The organism is Streptomyces armeniacus (assembly GCF_003355155.1).
In the GTDB taxonomy this organism is placed as follows: domain Bacteria; phylum Actinomycetota; class Actinomycetes; order Streptomycetales; family Streptomycetaceae; genus Streptomyces; species Streptomyces armeniacus.
In genome coordinates this window covers 5417686-5438179 of sequence record NZ_CP031320.1, presented here as the reverse complement: position 1 = coordinate 5438179, position 20494 = coordinate 5417686, and the positions used below count along the sequence as shown (strand labels likewise).

General features: G+C 73.4%; 18 protein-coding genes and 1 pseudogene. 6 read left to right on the top strand and 13 right to left on the bottom strand.

Features of this window, described 5'->3' with window-relative positions:
- Window positions 1-41: 41 nt before the first annotated feature.
- A complete protein-coding gene (locus DVA86_RS23740) occupies window positions 42-2381 on the bottom strand; it encodes a glycoside hydrolase family 31 protein (protein WP_208881262.1) in 2340 nt (779 codons plus the stop codon).
- A 439-nt stretch (window positions 2382-2820) separates the two neighbouring features.
- Here DVA86_RS23740 and DVA86_RS23735 point away from each other — a divergent pair, with 439 nt between their 5' ends.
- Both DVA86_RS23735 and DVA86_RS23730 read left to right on the top strand, forming a co-directional pair.
- Window positions 2821-4854, top strand: a complete 2034-nt coding sequence (locus DVA86_RS23735) for an acetoacetate--CoA ligase (RefSeq protein ID WP_208881260.1) — start codon at window positions 2821-2823, stop codon at window positions 4852-4854.
- An 89-nt stretch (window positions 4855-4943) separates the two neighbouring features.
- Window positions 4944-5873 (top strand): hypothetical protein, encoded by a 930-nt coding sequence (locus tag DVA86_RS23730; protein ID WP_208881258.1) that lies wholly within the window; start codon window positions 4944-4946, stop codon window positions 5871-5873.
- Window positions 5874-5899: 26 nt separating this feature from the next.
- Here the strand turns inward: DVA86_RS23730 and ptsP are convergent, their stop codons facing one another.
- The 3 genes and pseudogenes from ptsP to DVA86_RS23715 all read right to left on the bottom strand — a co-directional run.
- Window positions 5900-7570, bottom strand: a complete 1671-nt coding sequence (ptsP, locus tag DVA86_RS23725; RefSeq protein ID WP_208881256.1) for a phosphoenolpyruvate--protein phosphotransferase — start codon at window positions 7568-7570, stop codon at window positions 5900-5902.
- A 78-nt stretch (window positions 7571-7648) separates the two neighbouring features.
- Window positions 7649-8098 carry a PTS sugar transporter subunit IIA gene (locus DVA86_RS23720; protein ID WP_208881254.1) on the bottom strand — a complete coding sequence of 150 codons (450 nt, stop codon included), beginning with the start codon at window positions 8096-8098 and terminating at the stop codon, window positions 7649-7651.
- A 472-nt stretch (window positions 8099-8570) separates the two neighbouring features.
- Window positions 8571-8759, bottom strand: a pseudogene (locus tag DVA86_RS23715) (SAM-dependent methyltransferase); the annotation flags it as partial.
- Between DVA86_RS23715 and DVA86_RS23710 the strand changes: the two are divergent.
- Window positions 8758-9180 (top strand): class I SAM-dependent methyltransferase, encoded by a 423-nt coding sequence (locus tag DVA86_RS23710; RefSeq protein WP_208881253.1) that lies wholly within the window; start codon window positions 8758-8760, stop codon window positions 9178-9180. The pseudogene DVA86_RS23715 and the gene DVA86_RS23710 sit on opposite strands and share 2 nt — an antisense overlap.
- A 149-nt stretch (window positions 9181-9329) precedes the next feature.
- On the opposite strand, the gene rfbH is transcribed toward DVA86_RS23710, so the two are convergent.
- From rfbH to DVA86_RS23690, 5 genes are all read right to left on the bottom strand, one after another.
- Window positions 9330-10631, bottom strand: coding sequence for a lipopolysaccharide biosynthesis protein RfbH (rfbH, locus tag DVA86_RS23705; RefSeq protein WP_208881251.1), 1302 nt, complete (start codon window positions 10629-10631; stop codon window positions 9330-9332).
- The gene (locus DVA86_RS23700) at window positions 10624-11658 is read right to left on the bottom strand and encodes a Gfo/Idh/MocA family protein (RefSeq protein ID WP_208881250.1); all 1035 of its coding nucleotides are present in this window, start codon (window positions 11656-11658) and stop codon (window positions 10624-10626) included. Before DVA86_RS23700 ends, rfbH begins: the two co-directional genes overlap by 8 nt.
- Entirely contained in the window at window positions 11658-11789 is a 132-nt protein-coding gene (locus DVA86_RS35980) for a hypothetical protein (protein ID WP_281279314.1), read from the bottom strand. The genes DVA86_RS23700 and DVA86_RS35980 overlap by 1 nt, the downstream gene beginning before the upstream one ends.
- Before the next feature lie 259 nt (window positions 11790-12048).
- Window positions 12049-12204 (bottom strand): hypothetical protein, encoded by a 156-nt coding sequence (locus tag DVA86_RS23695; RefSeq protein ID WP_245997045.1) that lies wholly within the window; start codon window positions 12202-12204, stop codon window positions 12049-12051.
- A gap of 188 nt (window positions 12205-12392) precedes the next feature.
- Window positions 12393-14195, bottom strand: a complete 1803-nt coding sequence (locus DVA86_RS23690; protein WP_208881248.1) for a glycoside hydrolase family 3 protein — start codon at window positions 14193-14195, stop codon at window positions 12393-12395.
- 293 nt (window positions 14196-14488) lie between these two features.
- Between DVA86_RS23690 and DVA86_RS23685 the strand changes: the two genes are divergently transcribed.
- Window positions 14489-15277, top strand: coding sequence for a class I SAM-dependent methyltransferase (locus DVA86_RS23685; protein WP_208881246.1), 789 nt, complete (start codon window positions 14489-14491; stop codon window positions 15275-15277).
- Window positions 15278-15376: 99 nt separating this feature from the next.
- Here the strand turns inward: DVA86_RS23685 and DVA86_RS23680 are convergent, their stop codons facing one another.
- Complete coding sequence (locus DVA86_RS23680; RefSeq protein WP_208881244.1) at window positions 15377-15757, bottom strand: RNA-binding S4 domain-containing protein; 381 nt, start codon at window positions 15755-15757, stop codon at window positions 15377-15379.
- Between the two features lie 91 nt (window positions 15758-15848).
- Between DVA86_RS23680 and DVA86_RS23675 the strand changes: the two genes are divergently transcribed.
- A complete protein-coding gene (locus DVA86_RS23675; protein ID WP_208881242.1) occupies window positions 15849-16496 on the top strand; it encodes a class I SAM-dependent methyltransferase in 648 nt (215 codons plus the stop codon).
- Between the two features lie 52 nt (window positions 16497-16548).
- On the opposite strand, the gene DVA86_RS23670 is transcribed toward DVA86_RS23675, so the two are convergent.
- Complete coding sequence (locus DVA86_RS23670) at window positions 16549-17403, bottom strand: NmrA family NAD(P)-binding protein (RefSeq protein ID WP_208885077.1); 855 nt, start codon at window positions 17401-17403, stop codon at window positions 16549-16551.
- Window positions 17404-17574: 171 nt separating this feature from the next.
- Between DVA86_RS23670 and DVA86_RS23665 the strand changes: the two genes are divergently transcribed.
- A complete protein-coding gene (locus DVA86_RS23665) occupies window positions 17575-18165 on the top strand; it encodes a TetR/AcrR family transcriptional regulator (RefSeq protein ID WP_245997042.1) in 591 nt (196 codons plus the stop codon).
- A 67-nt stretch (window positions 18166-18232) separates the two neighbouring features.
- On the opposite strand, the gene DVA86_RS23660 is transcribed toward DVA86_RS23665, so the two are convergent.
- On the bottom strand, window positions 18233-19648 hold the full coding sequence (locus tag DVA86_RS23660) for an FAD-dependent oxidoreductase (protein ID WP_208885076.1): 1416 nt from the start codon (window positions 19646-19648) through the stop codon (window positions 18233-18235).
- A 161-nt stretch (window positions 19649-19809) separates the two neighbouring features.
- Window positions 19810-20436 (bottom strand): NAD(P)H:quinone oxidoreductase, encoded by a 627-nt coding sequence (gene wrbA / locus DVA86_RS23655; RefSeq protein ID WP_208881238.1) that lies wholly within the window; start codon window positions 20434-20436, stop codon window positions 19810-19812.
- Between the last annotated feature and the right edge of the window lie 58 nt (window positions 20437-20494).

Sequence of the window (20494 nt, the reverse complement as noted above, 5' to 3'; positions counted from 1 at the left end):
CGACAAAGGGAAGCCGTACGACAAGCGGCACCGTACGGTGCTCAGCCGCGCACCCGCAGCGGGTAGCCGGCCGGGCCCCCGTCGTCCCGCGTCACCACCGGCCCGCCGTCCTCCCCGGTCTGCACCGTCAGCCGTACGACCTCCGGCGCGTCCCAGCCGTCCCCGGCGTCCGTGATCAGCAGGCCGGTGCCGCTGCGTCCCGGGGCCGGGGTCCACACCTCCAGTTCGATGCCGCCGTCCGCGCCGACCACCGGTATCGCCGCGCCCGCCCGCGCCAGCACCGGGATGCGGCCGAGCGGCGCGTCGAGCTCCGCGCGCGCGGGCCCCTCGTACGCCTGCCCCGTCGCCGTGTCGTACCAGCGGCCGCGCGGCAGCCGTACGGTCCGCCGCCGCGCGCCCTTCTCCAGCACCGGCGCCACCAGCAGCGCGTCGCCCAGCAGGAACGCGTCGTCGCAGTCGCGCAACGCCCGGTCCCGCGAGTGCTGCCACCACAGCGGGCGCACGTACGGCGCGCCCGTACGGTGCGCGAGATGGGCCAGCGTGACGAAGTACGGCAGCAGCTGCTCCCGGCGCGCCAGCGCCTCCCGCGCGCTCTCCAGCACCTCCTGACCGAACTCCCACGGCTCGCGCCGCCCGGCCCGCTTCGAGGCGTGCGTGCGGAACAGCGGGAGGTACGCGCCGAGCTGGAACCAGCGCAGGTACAGCTCCGGCGACGGCGTCCCGGTGAACCCTCCGATGTCCGGGCCCGAGTACGGCACGCCGCACAGCCCCAGCCCGAGCACCAGCGACAGCGAGGCGCGCAGCCCCGGCCAGCCGGTCGCCACGTCGCCGGACCAGGTGCCGCCGTAGCGCTGCATGCCGGCCCAGCCGGAGCGGGAGAAGAGGAACGGCCGCCGGGCGGGCCGGAGTTCGAGCAGCCCCTGGTAGCCGGCCCTGGCCATCGCCAGCCCGTACACGTTGTGCGCCTCGCGGTGGTCGCCGCCGCGGCCCTCCAGCGCGTGCCGCGCCGAGCGCGGCAGGGTCGGCTCGCCGAACGCGGCGAACGACGTGGGCTCGTTCATGTCGTGCCACACGCCGGAGAAGCCCTGGGCGAGCCGTTCCGCGTACAGCCCGCCCCACCACTTGCGCACCTTCGGGTCGGTGAAGTCGGGGAACACCGCCGGACCCGGCCACACCACGCCGCGTACCTCGCGCCCGCGCCCGTCCCGTACGAAGGCGTCCGCGGCGGACCCGCTGTCGTACACCGCGTTGCCCGGCTCGGCCTTCACCGCCGGGTCGACGATCGACACCAGGCGCGTGCCGCGCGCGCGGAGTTCGGCCGCGAGCCGCGGCAGGTCGGGGAAGCGGTGCCGGTCGACGGTGAAGACGCGGTGGCCCTCGTGGTGGTCGATGTCCAGGTGCAGGGCGCGCAGCGGCAGGCCGCGCTCCTGATAGCCCGCGGCGATCCGGCGCACCTCCCGTTCCGTGCCGAATCCCCAGCGCGCGTGCTGGTGCCCGAGCGCCCAGTGCGGCGGCAGCGCGGGCGCGCCGGTCAGCGCCGTCCAGCCGCGCAGGATGCGCGCGGGCGCGCCGGCCACCACCCAGTACCGCAGCGGCCCGCCGCTCATCCGCAGCTCGCAGCGGCCCGGCCGGTCGTGGCCCGAACCGGCGCCCTCGCCGCCCTCGTGCAGCGTCACCCGGCCGTCCCACGTGTTGTCGTGGAACACCAGATGGCTGCCCGCGTCCGCCACCACGAGCTGCACCGGCATGGTGATGTACAGCGGGTCCTGGCCCGGCTCGAACGCGCCCGGGTCGGTGTTCCAGAGGCGGTACGCGCCGTCCCGCAGCCGGGGACCCACCGAGCGGCCGCCGAGCCCGAAGAACCGCGCGTCGGGCGCCACTTGGGAGCGCTGCACCCACCGCGTGACCGACGACCCGTCCTCCGGACCCCACCAGCACGGCGGCAGGTCGCGGCGCAGCACCGCGCCGCCCGGAGTGCGCAGTTCCACGGAGCCGAGCCGGGAGACGGTCACCATCACGCGCTCGGACACGACGCGCCAGCCGCCGTCCTTGTCCGGCTCCAGCCCGGCGCGCGGATCGGGCTCGGGACAGGAACCGGCCAGCGCGTACGACGGTTCGGGACCGGCACCGTCCCAGCCGCAGAACACGGCGCCGCCCACCGCGACCCGTACCCGCAGCGAGGACCGCGCGAAGTGGATCACGCCGCCACCTGGGCGCGGCTCGGCGCCGCGCGCGGCGCCGGGGACGCGGGCGCGCTCGGGGCGCGGGCGGGGGAGGCCGTCGGCGTCGGTACGGCTGCGGCGCCAGGCGGACCGTATGGCGCGCACGCCCTGAGCCGTGCCCACCACTCTGACCGACCGCACCAGGCCCCGCGCATCCATGCTGCTCAGCCTGCCACCGGCGGCGAACGGGTGGAGCATCGTTCAACTGGCGTTCACCCAGGTCTCGCTGGATCGCCGCATTGGCGCCGGGTTGTTCGCTTGCCGGTGGCAAATCCTGCAAAGAGCGGGCGGGGCACGTTCCGGTTCGGCCCTCCTGGCCGGAAACAGATCGTGCGGAGGTACGTGGAACGAGTCGCTCCGGCGGCCCGCGCCCACACCGCGCGCCGCGCTGTGCTGCCGGGAACACCCAGCACACCCGGCCCGTACGCCTCCGGGCGGGCGTGAGCGGCCCACAGCCCCGTGCGCCCGGAGTGTGTGACGTCGCCACTGGTGTCCGGAACGATCACGTGGCATCGTCCTGCAGTACCGCCGTGGCACGCGCACACCCCAGCTCGTGCGCGGAGCCGACGCACACGACGCGTAACAGCCGGGAGCCGTCATGACCGCAGCGCACAGTACGCCGCCCTCCGCCCACTCCGCCGGGTCCGACGTCCCGCGGCCCCTCTGGCAGCCCGCCCCCGAACGGGCGGACAGCGCGCGCATCACCCGGTTCCAGACCTGGGCGGCGGAACGGCACGGCGCGCCCGCACCGGTCCCGGGCGACCCGGCGGCCTCGTACGCGGCGCTGCACGCGTGGTCCGTACGGGAGCTGCCCGCGTTCTGGCAGGCCGTCACCGAGTGGTTCGACGTGCGCTTCACGACCCCGTACGAGACGGTGCTCGCCGACAGCGCCATGCCCGGCGCCCGGTGGTTCCCCGGCGCCACCCTGAACTACGCCGAGCACGCCCTTCGCGCCGCCGAGGACCCCGCCCGCGCCGCCGAGCCCGCCCTGCTGCACGTGGACGAGCGGCACGAACCGGAACCCGTCGGCTGGGCCGAGCTGCGCCGCCGGGTCGGCTCCCTCGCCGCCGAACTGCGCAGGCTCGGTGTACGCCCCGGCGACCGCGTCAGCGGCTACCTGCCCAACATCCCGCAGGCCGTCGTCGCGTTCCTCGCCACCGCGGCCGTCGGCGGCGTGTGGACCTCGTGCGCGCCCGACTTCGGCGCCCGCAGCGTCCTCGACCGCTTCCAGCAGGTCGAGCCCACCGTCCTGTTCACCGTCGACGGTTACCGCTACGGCGGCAAGGAGCACGACCGTACCGCCACCGTCGCCGAACTCTGCCGTGAACTCCCCAGTCTGCGCGCCGTCGTGCACGTACCGCTGCTCGGCAGCCCGGCGCCCGGCGGCGCGCTGGAGTGGGACGACCTGATCGCGGCGGACACGGAACCGGAGTTCGAGCCGGTCCCGTTCGACCATCCGCTCTGGGTGCTCTACTCGTCGGGCACCACCGGCCTGCCCAAGGCCATCGTCCAGTCCCAGGGCGGGATCCTGGTCGAGCACCTCAAGCAGATCGGCCTGCACTGCGACATCGGGCCCGAGGACCGGTTCTTCTGGTACACCTCCACCGGCTGGATGATGTGGAACTTCCTCGTCTCCGGCCTGCTCGCCGGCAGCACCGTCGTCCTGTACGACGGCAGTCCCGGCTACCCGGACACCGCCGCCCAGTGGCGCGTCGCCGAACGCACCGGCGCGACCGTCTACGGCACCTCCGCCGCGTACGTCATGGCCTGCCGCAAGGCCGAGGTCCACCCCGGCCGCGACTTCGACCTCTCCCGCCTCAAGTGCGTCGCCACCACCGGCTCGCCGCTGCCCCCTGACGGCTTCCGCTGGCTGCACGACGCCGTGGCGGACGACCTGTGGATCGCCTCCGTCAGCGGCGGCACCGACGTGTGCTCCTGCTTCGCCGGCGCCGTGCCCACGCTCCCCGTCTACACCGGCGAACTCCAGGCCCCCTGCCTGGGCACCGACCTCCAGGCCTGGGACCCGGCGGGCAAGCCGCTCACCGACGAGGTCGGCGAGCTCGTCGTCGTCAACCCGATGCCGTCCATGCCCATCCGCTTCTGGAACGACCCCGACGGCACGCGCTACCGCGAGAGCTACTTCGACATGTACCCGGGCGTCTGGCGGCACGGCGACTGGACCACCCTGACCGGCAGGAACACCGTGATCATCCACGGGCGTTCGGACTCCACGCTGAACCGCCAGGGCGTCCGCATGGGCTCCGCCGACATCTACGAGGCCGTCGAACGCCTCCCCGAGATCCGCGAGTCGCTCGTCGTCGGCGTCGAACAGGACGACGGCGGCTACTGGATGCCCCTCTTCGTCCACCTCGCCCCCGGCGCCGCCCTCGACGACGACCTCCTCGCCCGTATCAAGACCACCATCCGGCAGTCCCTCTCACCCCGCCACGTACCGGACGAGGTGATCGAGGTCCCGGGCGTGCCGCACACCCTCACGGGCAAGCGGCTGGAGGTTCCGGTCAAGCGCCTCCTTCAGGGAACGGAGCTGGAGAAGGCCGTCAACCCGGGCTCCGTGGACAACGTGGAGCTCCTCCGCTTCTACGCCGGACTGACCCCCGGCGGAGCCGCCTGAGGGCGGGGACCGAACCGGCCGGAGGCCGATTGTCAGACCCCCCGACTACGGTGAGTGAGCATCGTAGCCGTACGTAACGAGGGGGAGTCATGGCACACACCAGGAGCCGCAGGAGGCACCCGTTCCGTTCCCTGCGCCGTGAGGCACCCAGCATCGTGGCGGTGCTGGCCGCCCGCACGGACTTCGCGGCCATGACGGGATACCGGACGTTCGCCTTCCGCGACCACGACGCGTATCTGCGCCAGACGGAAGTGCTCCTGCGCGCGCTCGCGAGCCAGGGCGTGCACGCGCGCGTCGCGTTCTTCGACACGGGGGAGTACGCGCTGTTCTGCGAGGAGGAGCGGCTCGACCCGGACTCCGCGGCGAGCCGCACACGCTATGCCGCGGAGGTCGCCGCGGCCGGCGTCACGGTGCCGTACGAGGGGCAGCGCATCGACGAGCTGGTGCCGCTGCTCCTCGACGCCCACGCCAGCCGGCGCACCTGGGAGGAGGTCACGGCGCTGCTCGCGGACGCAGGCGGCGGCACGTACGACAGCGGCCCGCCGGCGCCCGGCCAGGCCGCGTTCGACCGCGCCGCCGAGGCGCTGACCCGGCTGCTGGAGGCCGCCGGGTCCGGCACCCACCACGTGGTCTGCAGCGTCCACCCACCCGGCACCGCCGCCCCGCTCTGCGCGGCGCTCCGCGTCGAACGGGTCCACGACGGCAGGCTGCGCATGGCCGACTCGGAGGCGCTGCTCCTGTGCGGGGTGCTGGCCGCCGGGCTGGCGACCGGCAGCCCGGGAGGCGTCGTCCTCCGCAGCGAGCTCCGCAGCGAGCCGGCGCCGCCGTCCGAACCACCGGGCCCCGAGACCGTCCGTGGCTGGTGCCTGCGGGACGGCTGGCTCCGGCCCCTCACCGAGGCCGAGGTCTTCGCCGCGTACTGCACGGACGCCGACACGGGCGAGCCCGTGCCACCCGAGCCCGGCGTCAGCTACGCAGCGGGGTACGCACTGCCGCGCCGCGGCGGTGAGCCCCGATGACGGCGCTCACCCCGCGGCCGTCCGGCTCACTCCCCGGAGAGCACCGCCTGCGCGGCGGCCCGCGCGTCCTCGGCGCTGTCCGCCGCGCGGGCTGCCGCTGCCGCGCGCTCGCACTGGGCCAGCGTGTGCTTCGCCAGGGTGGCGCGCACGTACGGGAGCGAGGCGGAGCCCATCGACAGGCTCGTCACGCCGAGCCCGGTCAGCACGCAGGCCAGCAGCGGATCGGCCGCCGCCTCACCGCATACGCCGCAGCTCTTGCCCTCTGCCTTCGCTCCCTCCGCCGACAGCGCCACCAGGTCGAGCAGCGCGGGCTGCCACGGGTCCTGGAGCCGGGAGACCGCGCCCACCTGCCGGTCGGCCGCGAAGGTGTACTGCGCGAGGTCGTTGGTGCCCAGGGAGAGGAACTCCACCTCCTGCAGCACCGAGCGGGCCCGCAGCGCCGCCGACGGAATCTCGACCATCGCGCCGAACTTTGCCCGCAGCCCCGCCGCCCGGCACGCGTCCGCGAACGCACGGGCGTCCTGCCGGTCGGCCACCATCGGAGCCATCACCTCGAGGTACACGGGCAGGCCCTCGGCCGCCTTCGCCAGCGCGGAGAGCTGCGTGTGCAGCACCTCGGGATGGTCCAGCAGCGTCCGCAGTCCGCGCACGCCGAGCGCCGGGTTGGGCTCGTCGGCGGGGGTCAGGAAGTCCAGCGGCTTGTCCGCACCCGCGTCCAGGACGCGTACGACGACCCGCCCTTCGGGGAACGCCTCCAGCACCTGCCGGTAGGCGGCCACCTGCTTGTCCTCCGACGGCGCCTTCGCGCTGTCGTCCAGGAACAGGAACTCCGTACGGAACAGCCCCACGCCCTCGGCACCCGCCTCGAGCGCGGCGGCCACGTCGGAGGGACCGCCGATGTTCGCCAGCAGCGGCACCTTGTGCCCGTCCGACGTCGCACCGGGCCCGGTGGCCGTGCTGAGCGCGGCCTTCCGCTCGGCCGCGGTCTGCGCCAGCGCGGACCGCTCCTCGGGGCCGGGGTTCACCACGACATCGCCGGTGCTGCCGTCCACGGCGACGACCGTGCCCTCGGACAGCTCGCACGCGCCGGGCAGCGCCACGACTGCGGGCACGCCCAGGGCACGCGCCAGGATGGCGCTGTGGCTGGTCGGGCCGCCCTCCTCGGTGACAAAGCCGAGGACGAGCGAGGGGTCGAGCAGCGCCGTGTCCGCCGGCGCCAGGTCACGGGCGATCAGCACATACGGCTCGTCGCTGTCCGGCACACCCGGCATCGGCACGCCCAGCAGCCGGGCGACGATACGGTTCCGCACGTCGTCCAGGTCCGCGACGCGGCCCGCGAGGTACTCGCCCGCCCCGGCGAGCAGCGCGCGATAGGCGGCGAACGCGTCGTACACAGCGCGCTCCGCCGTACTGCCCACCGTGATCCGGCGCTCCACGTCCGCCAGCAGCTCCGGATCCTGCGCCATCATCGCCTGAGCCTCGAGCACGGCCTGCGCCTCGCCACCGGCCAGTTGGCCACGGGCGATCAGGTCCGCCGCGACGGCCTCCACGGCCCGGCGGGCACGGGTCTGTTCGTGCGCGGCGTCCTCGGCCGCGATCTGCTTGGCCGGCGGCTCCAGCACCGCGGTGCCCATGTGCCGTGCCTCGCCGATCGCCACCCCGTGGCTCACACCTACGCCTCGAAGCGTTGCGTCCATCTCACCCGTCTCCGGTTCTGGTGCGACGGTACGGCCGCCGCGGTTGCTGCTGTCATTGCCCCGCGACGGGGCGCGGGGTCACGTCCAGCTGAAAAGCGTCTCGCCGGGCGCGGTGTCACCGTCCTCGGCGACGTCCGCGAGGGCGTCGGCGGTTGCCTCCAGGGCGACGACCGGAGAAATGGGGGACTTGCCAGCCTCCTCCACCGCGGCCGGGTTCCAGCGGACCACGGGGTCGCCGCGCTTCACGGTGTCGCCCTTCGCGGCGAGCAGCTCGAAGCCGTCGCCGTTGAGCTGCACCGTGTCGATGCCGAGGTGGGTGAGCACGCCGTGGCCCTCCGCGTCGACCACGACGAACGCGTGCGGATGCAGCGACACCACGATGCCCTCGACCGGCGCGACAGCCTCGGTGGGCTCCCGTACGGGGTCGACGGCGGTTCCCGGGCCGACCATCGCGCCGGAGAAAACCGGATCGGGGACGGCGGCGAGTCCGATGGCGCGTCCGGCGAGCGGGGACGTCACGGTGGTCATGGGAGGCCTCCCAGGGGCGGAGTTCGATCAGCCACCGTCTCTGTCTGTCCGGGACGGCGCACCGCTCAGAAGCGTAAGTCATAGGAAGAGCTGATTCCGCACGGGCTGGCGGACCTGCGACGCAGCGCAGGCAGTACGGCAGAAGGCCCGGACCGGCACGGAGCGTGCGGAGAAAACCAATTTGCCTCGCCCCAGCCCGGCCTGTACTCTCGTACTCCTGCCCAGCGCCGACGGCGCAGGGCGGCATCCGAGGAAACCAACTCCCTGTATTCGAGCCCGGGTTCGACATGTCCGCATGTGAACGAGTGGCGGAGAGCAGGGATTTCGTCTGGTAGCGTCGGAAATGCAAAACCACGAAGGGAAGCGCCCGGAGGGTCCCGGTGAAACGGGTCCGATGGAAGCGTCCGTTCTTTGAGAACTCAACAGCGTGCTAAAAGTCAACGCCAGATATGTTGATACCCCGCCCCCTGTTGGCGAGCACCTCGCCGCCGCCGGTCTGGACGTCGAGTCCGGCCTCGGCCCGCGCCATGCGTGCGGCCAGCAGCTTGGCGTAGCCCCAGGAGGGGCGCTCCTCGGTGGCACGGCCCTCGAACCAGGAGAAGTCCCAGCCCTCGGTCGGCACGGCCGCCCCTTCGGCGACAAGATCCCCGAACGTGGGCATGGCGCCCAGGATCGCAGGCCTCGCGGGCCGTACCGCCGGGGTGTTCGGGTGGGGCTGCCCGCCCGGGGCCGGCGGCCCGCGTGCGAGGCGGTTGGAGTGGGGGACATCACCGCCGGGCAGCCGGCTGGGCGTCGAACAGGTCAGCAGACCGATGCTGGAGTCGGACCGTACGAAGCGTGCGCTGGCGGAGAGCGCGGGGCGCGGGGGAGGGGACGGAGGCGGCCTCACGCTGCTGGCGTCCCTGTGGCGGAACGAGACGGCCGACGACGCGGCGGCCTGGCTGACCCGGCAGGGGTGGCCGGCGCGGCCGTACGGCCTGGTGGAGCTGGCCGCGGAGTGGGGCCGCCCGGTGCCGCCCGCGTTCGACCCGTCCCTCCCGTCCACGGCCCGCACGGCCCTGCTGCTCTCCGCACGCGCGTAACGCCTCTTCCCGCCGCCGCGGACCAGCCACGCGCCAGCGCAACCCTTCCCGCCGCCGTGGCGGAAGGTGGTTGCGCCGTCGCGAACACCGCTGGTGCGAGCAAGGACGTGGTCGCGGCACAGACAGAGGCTCAGCGCGCAGGCAGAGGCTCAGCGGCCGCGCACGAACTCCCACAGCGAGCTGATCATGTAGTCCAGCATCTCGTCCGTCAGCCCCGGGAACACCCCGATCCAGAACGTCCGTTCCGTGATGACGTCGCTGTTCTCCAGCGTCCCCGACACCCGGTAGTTCTGCCCCTGGTACGCGGGCTGCCGCGTCAGGTTGCCCGCGAACAGCATGCGGGTGCCGATCCGGCGCGACTCCAGGAAACTGACGATCTCGTTGCGGTCGAACCCGGCGTTCTCCTCGACGGTGAGGATGTACCCGAACCAGCTCGGGTCGCTGCCCGGCTGCGGCACCGGCATGACGAGGCCGGGGATCCCGTCCAGGCCCTCCCGCAGGCGCCACCAGTTGCGCCGCCGGGCCGCGTCGAACTCCGGCAGCCGCTGCAGCTGCGAGAGCCCCAGCGCGGCCTGTACGTCCGTCGTCTTCAGATTGAACCCGACGCGCGAGAACGTGTACTTGTGGTCGTAGCCGTACGGCAGCCCGCCGAACTGCTGGCAGTACCGCTTGCCGCACGTGTCGTTCTCGCCCGGCTCGCACCAGCAGTCGCGGCCCCAGTCGCGCAGCGACTCGATCAGCCGCGCCAGCCGCGGCCTGTCGGTCGTGACGCAGCCGCCCTCGCCCATCGTCAGGTGGTGCGCGGGGTAGAAGCTGACCGTGCTGAAGTCGCCGTACGTGCCGCACAGCCGCCCGTTGTAGAGGGAGCCGACGGCGTCGCAGTTGTCCTCGACGAAGAACAGCCCGTGCTCCTTGGCGAGCGCGGCGACCTCCGCGACGGGGAACGGGTTGCCCAGCGCGTGCGCGATCATGATCGCGCGGGTGCGCGGGCCGATCGCTTCCGCGACCCGTTCCACCGTGGTGTTGTACGTGCCCAGTTCGACGTCGACGAAGACCGGCGTCATGTGGTTCTGCAGGATGGGGTTGACGGTCGTGGGGAAGCCCGCGGCGACCGTGATGACCTCGTCGCCCGGCTTGAGCCGCTCGTCGCCCATCTCGGGCTGTGTGAGGGCGGTGAGGGCGAGCAGGTTGGCCGACGAACCGGAGTTCGTCAGATGCACCTTACGGCGGTGCAGCGAGCGGCCCAGCTGCCGTTCGAGCTCGATGGCGCTGGAGCCGACCGCGATCCGCATGTTGAGCGCGGCCTCGACCATGGCGACCCGGTCGTCCTCGTCCAGCGTGGCGCCGGACGGCATGACGAGTGTCTTGCCGGGAACGAACTCCCGCTGCTGCTCCTTCTCACGGTGGTACTTGCGGACGAGCTCCAGGATGTACTCCTGCGAATCACTCACCGTCGCCTCCCGGCAGTGCCACGGCGTGTGCGCCGGCCTTGTCCATCAGTGCGGCCAGCCGGAGGATCTCCTCGCCCTGCAGGCCGTTGTCCTCACCCGTGCGCACCGCGCGCGCGAAGGCCGCGAGTACGTTCCCGAACTGGTCGTCAGGCGGCAGGGTGCGCCGTTCCTGCCGGTCCTGCGTTTCGACGCGTATCACCGGAGGGTGCGTGGACGGCGGGGTGTACGCCCATTCCACGACGATCCGTCCGGCGCTGCCCCAGAGTTCGTACACGGACCGGTAGGCGTGCTCCATGCCCCAGGTCAGATGTGCGGTCGTGCCGTCCGGAGTGGTGAGCAGGGCGGCACCCGACAGGTCGACGTCGCCCTTCGCGTCCCTCCGTACGGCGGCGCCCAGCACCCGCAGGTCGTCGCCGAGGTGCAGCAGGGCGGTCGCGAACGGGTACACGCCGATCTCGGCGAGCGCGCCGCCGCTGACCGCGTCGTACCGCATGTCGCCCGCCGGCTTCGGCGGGAACGCGAACTCGGCGGTGAGGCTGCGGAGCTCGCCGATCGTGCCGCTGTCGAGGAGTTCCCGTACGGCGGTGTGCTGGGAGTGCCGTACGAACATGAGGCTCTCCATGAGCGTCAGTCCGAGCTCGTCCGCGAGCTTCACCAGCCGTTCGGCGTCAGCCAGCCCGCGGGTCAGCGGCTTCTCGCACAGGACGTGTTTGCCCGCGCGGAGGGCCCGTTCGACCCACTCGGCGTGGAGCATGATCGGCAGCGGTACGTAGACGGCCTCGACGTCGTCGCGTGCGAGGAGCTGCTCGTAGCCCTGTACGGCCTCGCCGCCGAACTCGTCTGTGAACTGCGCCGCCTTGCTCAGCTCGCGGCTGGCGACGGCCACCAGTTCCAGTTCCGGCCGTGCGGCCAGTGCGGGCAGCATCCGCCGCCAGGCGATGGAGGCGCAGCCGAGCACCCCGAGCCGTACCGGTGCGAGACCCTGACCGGAGGCAGGCGCGTCACCCGTGTCCGTGCCCGTGGCCATCAACGGGCCTCGCCGCGCCGTACGGAGCGGGCGCTGCCGCAGGGCGACGCCGGCTCCGCGCCGTGCGGCCGCCGGTGCGCCGGTACGGCCGGCGGTGCGGCGACTGCCTGGGCGGCTTCGGTGTCCCGCATGCAACAACCTCCCTCTCCCTGGGGTCATCCGGGGCCTCTCTCGGTGATCAGGCATGGTCACAGGGCGCCGCCGGTCAGCTGGCCTGCATACGCTTCCGGCCACCGGGGCCGGACCGTGAGGCGCCGTTGTGTACGCGCGGCTGTCGGGCACCGGGATGACCGAATCCTCCGCAAGGTGGATCGTGCGCCAGGCGGCCGAGCGGGAGCAAGCGAACGACTGCCGCTAACGGCTTGGTCAGAGGGATTTCCCTAAAGCTGTTCAGTCCTGGCCAAGGGAGCCGAGGGGAGTGCCGCAGCGCTCGCAGACAGCGGGCGGCGGCGCGGTGTCGGACAGCCGTCCGCACTCGGGGCACACGCGGTGCAGCGAGCAGGCGGACTCGCCGCCCTCCTCCGTGCCGCGCTGTGGCTCCTCCATACGGCCAGTATGGCGCGGCAGGTGTCAAGAGCGCGTACGGGGGCCGCCGCGCACGGGCGGTGCGCGGCGGCCCTCTTCTCAGCGGTGCACTGTCTTCTCGGCGGCGCACTGTGCGGTGGAACCCGGGCGCGCACCGTGCGGTGGTGCATCGGGCTCCGTTCGGTGGCGCCTGAGGCCGCGCCCTGTGGTCAGTAGCGCAGCCCGTGCCCGAACGCGTACAGCTCCTGCTCCGGGTCGTCGACGGAGGCGACCGCGACCGGCAGGCTGCCGCCCGGGTTCAGCTCGCCGTACAGCGCCCGCACGAGGGACTCCAGCGACGGGGCGCCGTGCGAGTAACCGGTCAGGTAGCCGGGGACGTCCGGGAAGCGGCGGATGTCGTACGGGTTGCGCAGGGCCACCACGACCACGGGCGTGCCCGTCTCCATCAGCGCCTTCACCAGTGCGGCCTGTGCGGCGCCGTCCTCCTTGCCCGCGGCGGCGGCGTTCGCGGAGACCACCACGAGGTCGGCGGAGCCGGCCGCGGCGACGGCCGAGTCGATCGCCGACTGCGCCGGGACGGCGCCGGTCGGCAGCGCCTGCGCGGTCTGGCCGGGGCGTGCGGACACCGCCTCGGCGAGCGTCTTGGTCGCCGTCGTGTCCCAGCCGGTGACGAGCACCGCGCGCGCGGTGGCGGCGGAGAGCGGCAGCAGCCCGTCGTTCTTCACCAGCGTGACCGTGCGGTCGGTGATCTGCCGCGCCGTGCTGAGGTGACTCCGCTTGCCGACGGTCCGTACGGCGCGCGATTCGCTCACGTACGGGAACGGGAACAGCCCGCGCCGCAGCTTGTGCATCAGCACACGCTCCACGGACTCGTCAACACGCTCCCGCGTGATCCGGCCGGAGCGTACGGCGTCCAGCACCGCCCCGTACGCGGTGTCCATCTCGGGCGCCAGCACCAGCTGGTCGCAGCCCGCCTCCAGCGCCCGTACGGGCGCCACGTCCGGCGGGAACTCGCCGGAGGCGCCCTGCATGTCCAGCGCGTCCGTCACGATCAGCCCGTCGAAGCCGAGTTCGCGGCGGAGCAGCCCGGTGATGATCGGGTGCGACATGGTGGCCGGCACGCCTGTCGGGTCCAGCGCGGGCACCACGATGTGCGCGCTCATGATGGTGTCGACGCCCCGCCGGATCGCCGCACGGAACGGCGGCAGGTCGATCCGGTCCAGCTCCTCCCGGGTGTGCCGGATCTCCGGCAGTCCGTGGTGCGAGTCGGTGTCCGTGTCGCCGTGCCCGGGGAAGTGCTTGGCGGCGCTGGCCACGTGGCCCCGGTGGTAGCCGCGGACGGCCGCGGTGACCAGCTCGGAGCAGAGCGCCGGGTCGGAGCCGAACGAGCGGACACCGATGACGGGGTTCGCCGGGTTGATGTTGACGTCGGCGACCGGCGCGTAGTTCTGGTTGATGCCGACGGACGCCAGCTCGGTGCCGATGATCCTTGCCGACTCCTGCACGTCGGCGGCCGAACGTGTCGCCGCCAGCGCCATGTTGCCCGGCAGCAGCGTCGCCGGCGCCGCCAGCCGGAAGACGGCGCTGCCGCCCTCCTGGTCGGTGGAGATGATGAGGGGGATGCGGCTGGCGCGCTGCAGCCCGTTGGAGAGCCGTGCCATCTGGCGCGGCTCGCGCACGTTGTCGGGCCCGCGCCGGGCGTCGAAGTAGATGACGCCGCCGGGCTGGTACTTGGCGAGCACGTCGGCGGGCGTGTCCACGCCGTACAGCTCGCGGTTCTTCGCGTGCGCGGTGCCGGCGGACTGGCCGTACACCTCGACGACGAAGAGCTGGCCGATCTTCTCCTCCAGCGACATCCTCCGGAGCAGCCCGGCGGCCTTACGGCGCACCGCCGCGCCGCTGCCGGCCGCGTCGTCCGCCGCGGCCGTCCCGGCAGCGGCGCCGCTGATCCCGAGTCCTGCCGCGACGCCGGCGGCACCGGCGAGGGTCTGTCTGCGACTCGGCTGCTGCATCGGAACGCTCCTCACATGGGCGGGTGAACTCATCCGTCTGCGCCGCCTCAACGGGCGGCGCCGGTGGGGGCTCAGTGGTACGGGTATCGGTACAGGTGTCGGTATGACTGTCGGTACGGGGGTTCGAGGCCGCCACATCGTCGCAGCGTGACAGGAGATCAGCCAGATGCCGCGCCAGCCTTTAAGGGTCTAGTCCTCTGACCGTCCGCGGCCCCGGAGGCCCGTTTTCGCCCGCGGCGATAAGCGGCGGGCGGGCCTGTACGCGCGGGCGGGCCGCGGGCACCGTGTGCACCGTGACCCTGGGTTTCAGCGGCGACGTCGCCGCCTATTACGCGGAGTTCCGCCGCGGCTATCCGCCGCCCGTCCTCGGCCACCTGTGCGCGGCCTTCGGACTGGGCGCCGCCGACACGGTGCTCGATCTCGGCTGCGGCACGGGCCAGTTGACGGTTCCGCTCGCCGCCCGCACCGGCTCCGTCATCGGAATGGACCCCGAACCGGACATGCTGAGCCACGCGCGCGCGGCGGCGGAAAACGACTCCGTACGGAACGTCATCTGGGTCCTGGGCGGCGACGCCGACGTGCCCGCGCTCGGCGCACTCCTCGGCGGCCGGCCGCTGGCGATGACCGTCATCGGGCAGGCACTGCACTGGATGGACCACGAAAGGCTGTTCCGTACGGTGCGGCCGCTGCTCCGCACAGGCGGCGGCATCGCCGTCGTCGCCAACGGGACGCCGCTGTGGCTGCAGGACTCCGACTGGTCGCGGGCGCTGCGCGGCTTCCTGGAGGAACACTTCGGGAGCAGCCTGGAGGCGTCCTGCGGCACCGGCACGCGGGACCGGGAGCGGTACGCCGAGGCGCTCCGCGCGGCCGGTTACGCGGAGGTGCGCGAGACGGACGTCGCGTACACCGACGACCTGGACTTCGGCCGGCTCCTCGGCGGCGTCTACTCCGCGATGTCTGCCGCGGACCTGCCCGCCCCCGACGAGCGCCCCGCGTTCGCCGCACGGCTGCGGGCCGCGCTGCCGCCAGGGGAGCGCTTCACGGAACAGGTCACGGTCACCACGCTGACGGGCCACGCCTGACCGGCGGGCGTACGGGCTGCCCGGCCTGCCGGGCGGCCTGACCGCCGGGCCGCCTGACCGCCGGGAGGCCTGACCTGCCGGGCGGCCCCGGCCGGCAGGTCACACGTCCCGCAGCCGCTCCAGCTCGCGCCGGTCCCGCTTCGTGGGCCGCCCCGTGCCGCGGTCGCGGCGCGGCACCGCCGCCAGCGCCTCGGGCGGAGGCGGCGGCGGGCTCTTGTCGACCATGCACTCGGCGGCGACGGCGGCGCCCACCCGCTTCCGTACGAGCCGCGACACCACCACGATCCGCTCCCGTCCCGCGTGCCGCAGCCGCACCTCGTCGCCGGGGCGCACCGCCTGAGCGGGCTTGACGCGGTCGCCGTTGACCCGCACGTGCCCCGCCCGGCAGGCCGCGGCCGCCAGCGAACGGGTCTTCGTGAGCCGTACCGACCAGATCCAGCTGTCGACCCGTACGCTCGTCGTCGCCTCGTCGGAAGCCATACGGCGATTCTAGGCGCGCCCCACGGAGAAGCGGCGGGCCCGGCGGGAAACCGTTCGACCCGCGGCACGCGCACCGCTAGCGTCGCCGTCCGTGACCCAGCCCGAGCCGGAGACGAGCACACCGCCGTGCGACCCCAAGGACGTTGTACGGCGCGGATACGACGCCGTCTCCCACGCGTACCGTGCGGACGACGCCCCGCCCGGCCAGTACGGCCCCTGGATCGACGCCCTCCGCCGCGAACTGCCCGACGGCGCCGCCGTGCTGGACCTCGGCTGCGGCTGCGGCGTCCCGGTGGCCCGCGCGCTGACCGCGGCGGGGTACGCCGTCACCGGCGTCGACCTCAGCGGGACGCAGATACGGCGCGCGCGCACGCTCGTACCGGGCGCCACCTTCCACCAGGGCGACGCCGCCGGACTGGACTGCCCGGCGGCCTCGTTCGACGCCGTCGTCTGCCTGTACGCGCTGATCCACATGCCGCTGGCGGAGCAGCCCGCGCTGCTGCGCCGTATCGCGTCCTGGCTGCGGCCCGGCGGCCGGTTCGTCGCGACGGCCGGCCACACCGCCTGGACCGGTACGGAGGACGACTGGCTGGGCGGCGGCGCCGCGATGTGGTGGAGCCACGCGGACGCGGCGACGTACCGGCGGTGGCTCACGGAGGCCGGACTCACCGTCGTACACGAGGAGTTCGTGCCGGAGGGCGAGGGCGGGCACACGCTGTTCCGCGCGGTCCGCGCCTAGACGGTTCCCCGGGGCATGCCCGAATCAGCGGTCGGACGGCCGAGAAGAAGCCTCAGGCGGCGATGTGGGCTGCGAGCCGGTCGGCGGCGGTGCGGGGCTCGCGGCCGAGGAGTTCGGACAGCAGGGGGCCGGCTTCGGCGAAGTAACCGGCGCGGGCGGCCTGGTACCAGGTGAGCATGAACCGGGCCGTCTGCTCCGGGACGCCGGCCGAGATCTGGTCGGCGACCCACTGCTCGTCGTCCACGACGGTGCGTTTGACGGTGCGGCCGGTGAGACCGGAGGCGATCTCGGCGAAATCGTCGAAGGTGACGGCGGCGGGCGCGGTGAGGGTGACGGGGCCGTCGAAGGAGCGGGTCCCGGCGAGGATGACCGCGGTGGCCTCGGCGGTGTCGGCGCGGTCGGTGTACGGCACGGGGCCGTCTTCCGGCTGGGCGATCTCGCCGGTCCGCTGCCACGGGCCGAGAACCTGGTCGAGCGGGCCGTATGCGCCGTTGCGCAGCGCCGTCCAGGCGACACCGGAGTCGCGGAGGATCGCCTCGGTGGCGGTGTGGATGTCCGACGGCGGGTACGGATTGCCGGGGACGGCGCCCTGCTGGCTCGTGTAGAGGATCCGCCGGGCGCCTGCCTCGACGGCGGCCTCGACGGCGGAGCGGTGCAGGCTGACCAGGTCGGCGGCCGGGTCGTTGCCGGACACCAGAAGGACCTGCTCGGCACCGGCGAACGAGTCGCGCAGCGCGGCCGGATCCTCGTAGGAGCCCCGCCGCACGCGCACGCCGCGGTCGGTGAGGTGCTGCGCCTTGGCGGGGTCGCGGACGCTGACGCCGATCCGGCCGGCGGGTACGCGCTCGAGGAGGTGCTCGACGGTGGCGCCGCCCAGCCCACCGGTGGCGCCGGTGACAACGATCATGTTCTCGGCCTCTTCCTGTGCCCGCGGCGCCGTCTTGGAGGCGGGCGGCACCATAAGTTGACCATGCTGGTCAGTTTCTCTCTCCGCCGACGACCGTAGGTATGCTGACCAGGGGAGTCAAGTTACGACGCGGGGCGACAGCGGGAGACGGTGAGGGCCTTGGCCGGTGCGGTGCCTACGGAACCCCGGCTGCGCGCCGACGCCAGGCGCAATTCCGAGCAGATCCGCGCCGCCGCGATCGGCGCCTTCCAGGGGCGTGGCCTGACGGTCCCGCTGGAGGAAGTCGCCAAAGCGGCAGGGGTGAGCAAGGCCACGGTCTTCAACCGGTTCGGCGGTCGGATCGGCCTCATCGAGGCCGTCATCGAAGAGGTCGTCGCCAGGGAGCTGCTCGCCGTCATCGACCACACTCGGACCATCGAAGACGTCGGCGAGCGGACCGCGTACTACCTCACCGCGATCCGCGACCTCCAGTACCGCCAGCCCGCCGTCAACGACGTCCTGCTGCAGACATATCCGAACTCGCGGCAGCTCATGGAGATCTGCCGGGCCGGGAGCGAGGCGAACGACGAACTCATCGCAGCGGGGCACGCCTCCGACGTGCTGCGGCCGGAGTTCACGGCGGGCGACCTCCAGGCACTCGTCGTCGACAACGCCCTCGCCCTCAAGCACGGCGAGCGGCCTCCCCGGGACGACTACGACCGCCGCACCACGTACCTTCTGGACGGAATCCGCGGGCGCCCGTCCGCTTCCGGCGGACGATGACAGCTGCCCTCGCCCTGTGGTGCCGCGCGGTCCGTACGGTCCGCGACCGGCGCGTTCCCGGAGCCCGTCAGCTCCCCTGTGCGCGCACTTCGGACGCCGCTCTCCGCGCCGCCACCAGGACGGGGTCCCACACGGGGGAAAACGGCGGCGCGTAGCCCAGGTCCAGTCCCGTCATCTCCTCGACCGTCATGCCCGCGGTGAGGGCGACCGCCGCGATGTCCACCCGCTTCCCGGCGCCCTCCCGGCCGACGATCTGCGTGCCCAGGAGCCGCCCTGTGCGCCGCTCGGCGAGCATCTTCACCCGCATCGGCTCCGCGCCGGGGAAGTAGCCGGCGCGGCCGGTCGCCTCGACGGTCACCGTCACGAACCGCAGCCCGGCGCGTTCCGCCTGCCGCTCCAGCAGCCCCGTACGGGCGATCTCCAGGTCGCACACCTTGCTGACCGCCGTCCCGACGACGCCGGGGAAGGTGGCGTAGCCACCGCCCGCGTTGGTGCCGATGACCTGCCCGTGCTTGTTCGCGTGCGTGCCCAGCGGGAGGTGCCGGGGGCGGCGCGTGACGCGGTCGAAGACCTCCACGCAGTCGCCGCCCGCCCACACGTTCCGCTGCCCCCGTACGCGCATCGCGAGATCGGTGAGCAGCCCGCCCGCGTCGCCCAGCGGCAGCCCGGCCGCCTCCGCCAGCGCCGTCTCCGGGCGTACGCCGATGCCCAGCACCACGATGTCGGCCTCGTGTTCGCCGTCCGCCGTGACGACCGCACGGGCCCGGCCGTCCGCGTCCGTACGGATGCCGGTGACGGCCGCACCCGTACGGACGTCGATGCCCAGCCCGGTCATCCCCTCCCGTACGAGGGCGCCCATGTCGGGGTCGAGCGTCGACATGGGCTGCTCGGCCCGGTCCAGCACGGTGACCCGGTGGCCGCGGCGGATCAGCGCCTCGGACATCTCCACTCCGATGTAGCCGGCGCCGACCACCACCGCGCGGAGCGTACGGCGCGCGCCGCCGTCCGCCCGTTCCGCCGCCGCCAGGCTGTCCAGGAGGGCCTCGCCGTCGCCGAGGGACTGCACCCCGTGCACGCCGTCCGCGTCCATGCCGGGCAGCGACGGCCGTACGGGGCGGGCACCGGTCGCGATGACCAGCTTGTCGAAGCCCGTCCATTCCTCCGCCCCGCGCGGCCCGCCGGCGGCGCCGCCCGCCGCGCCGTGCGCGCGCGTACGGACCCGCTGCCCGTCCAGGTCGATCGCGGTGACCTCCGTGTGCAGCCGCACGTCGATGCCGCGCTTGCGGTGCTCCTCGGGCGTACGGGCGATCAGCTCGTCGCGGCTGCCGACGTCGCCGCCGATCCAGTACGGGATGCCGCAGGCGGAGTACGAGGTGAAGGCGCCGCGCTCGAACGCGACGATCTCCAACTCGTCCTCCGTACGGAGCCTGCGCGCCTGCGCGGCGGCGGACATGCCCGCCGCGTCGCCGCCGATGATCACCATGCGTTCTGCCGCTGCCGCCACCGTGTGTCCCTTCGCCGGACGGTCCCGTGCGGATACCCCGTCGACGGGTCACGCTATGCGGCCGCCCGCCCCGCGCGCCGGTGGAAGCGCGCGCCGGGCGGGCGGCCGTTCACGGAGTCACTGCCTGGTCGCCGCGCCCGTCACACGCCTCCGGCCTTCAGCGCCGCCGCGATCCGTACGACGCGCTCCGCCTGCACGCGCGCCGCCGTACGGGTCGTCTCGTCCACCGGGCTCGCGCCCTGCGCGTCCACGTGGGAGGTGCCGTACGGGTTGCCGTCGGCGAACTTCGACGCGTCGGTGTAGCCGGGGGCCACCACGATGCCACCGAAGTGGTGGACCGTGTTGTAGAGCGCGAGGAGCGTGGACTCCTGGCCGCCGTGCAGGGTGGCCGAGGAGGTGAAGCCGCTGTACACCTTGTCCGCCAGCTTCCCCTCCTGCCACAGGCCGCCGAGCTGGTCGATGAACTGCTTCAGCTGCGACGTCACGTTCCCGTACCGGGTCGGGGTGCCGAAGACGACGGCGTCGGCCCACACCATGTCGTCCGGGCTCGCCTCGGGGATGCCGGCGCTGGCACGCGCGTGCTCCGCCCACGCGGGGTTGGAGTCGATGGCCTCCTGCGGTGCCAGTTCGGCGACCCTGCGGAGGCGGACCTCCGCACCGACGCGCTCCGCGGAGTCGGCGATCTCCTTGGCCACGGTGGCGTTGGTGCCGGTGGCGGAGTAGTAGATGACGGCAAGCTTGACGGGTGTGGCGGTGGCTGTGCTCATCGCTGGTGGCTCTCCGTTCCGTCGTGTTCGGACAGATCCATGGTGAATCAGGCTGCCC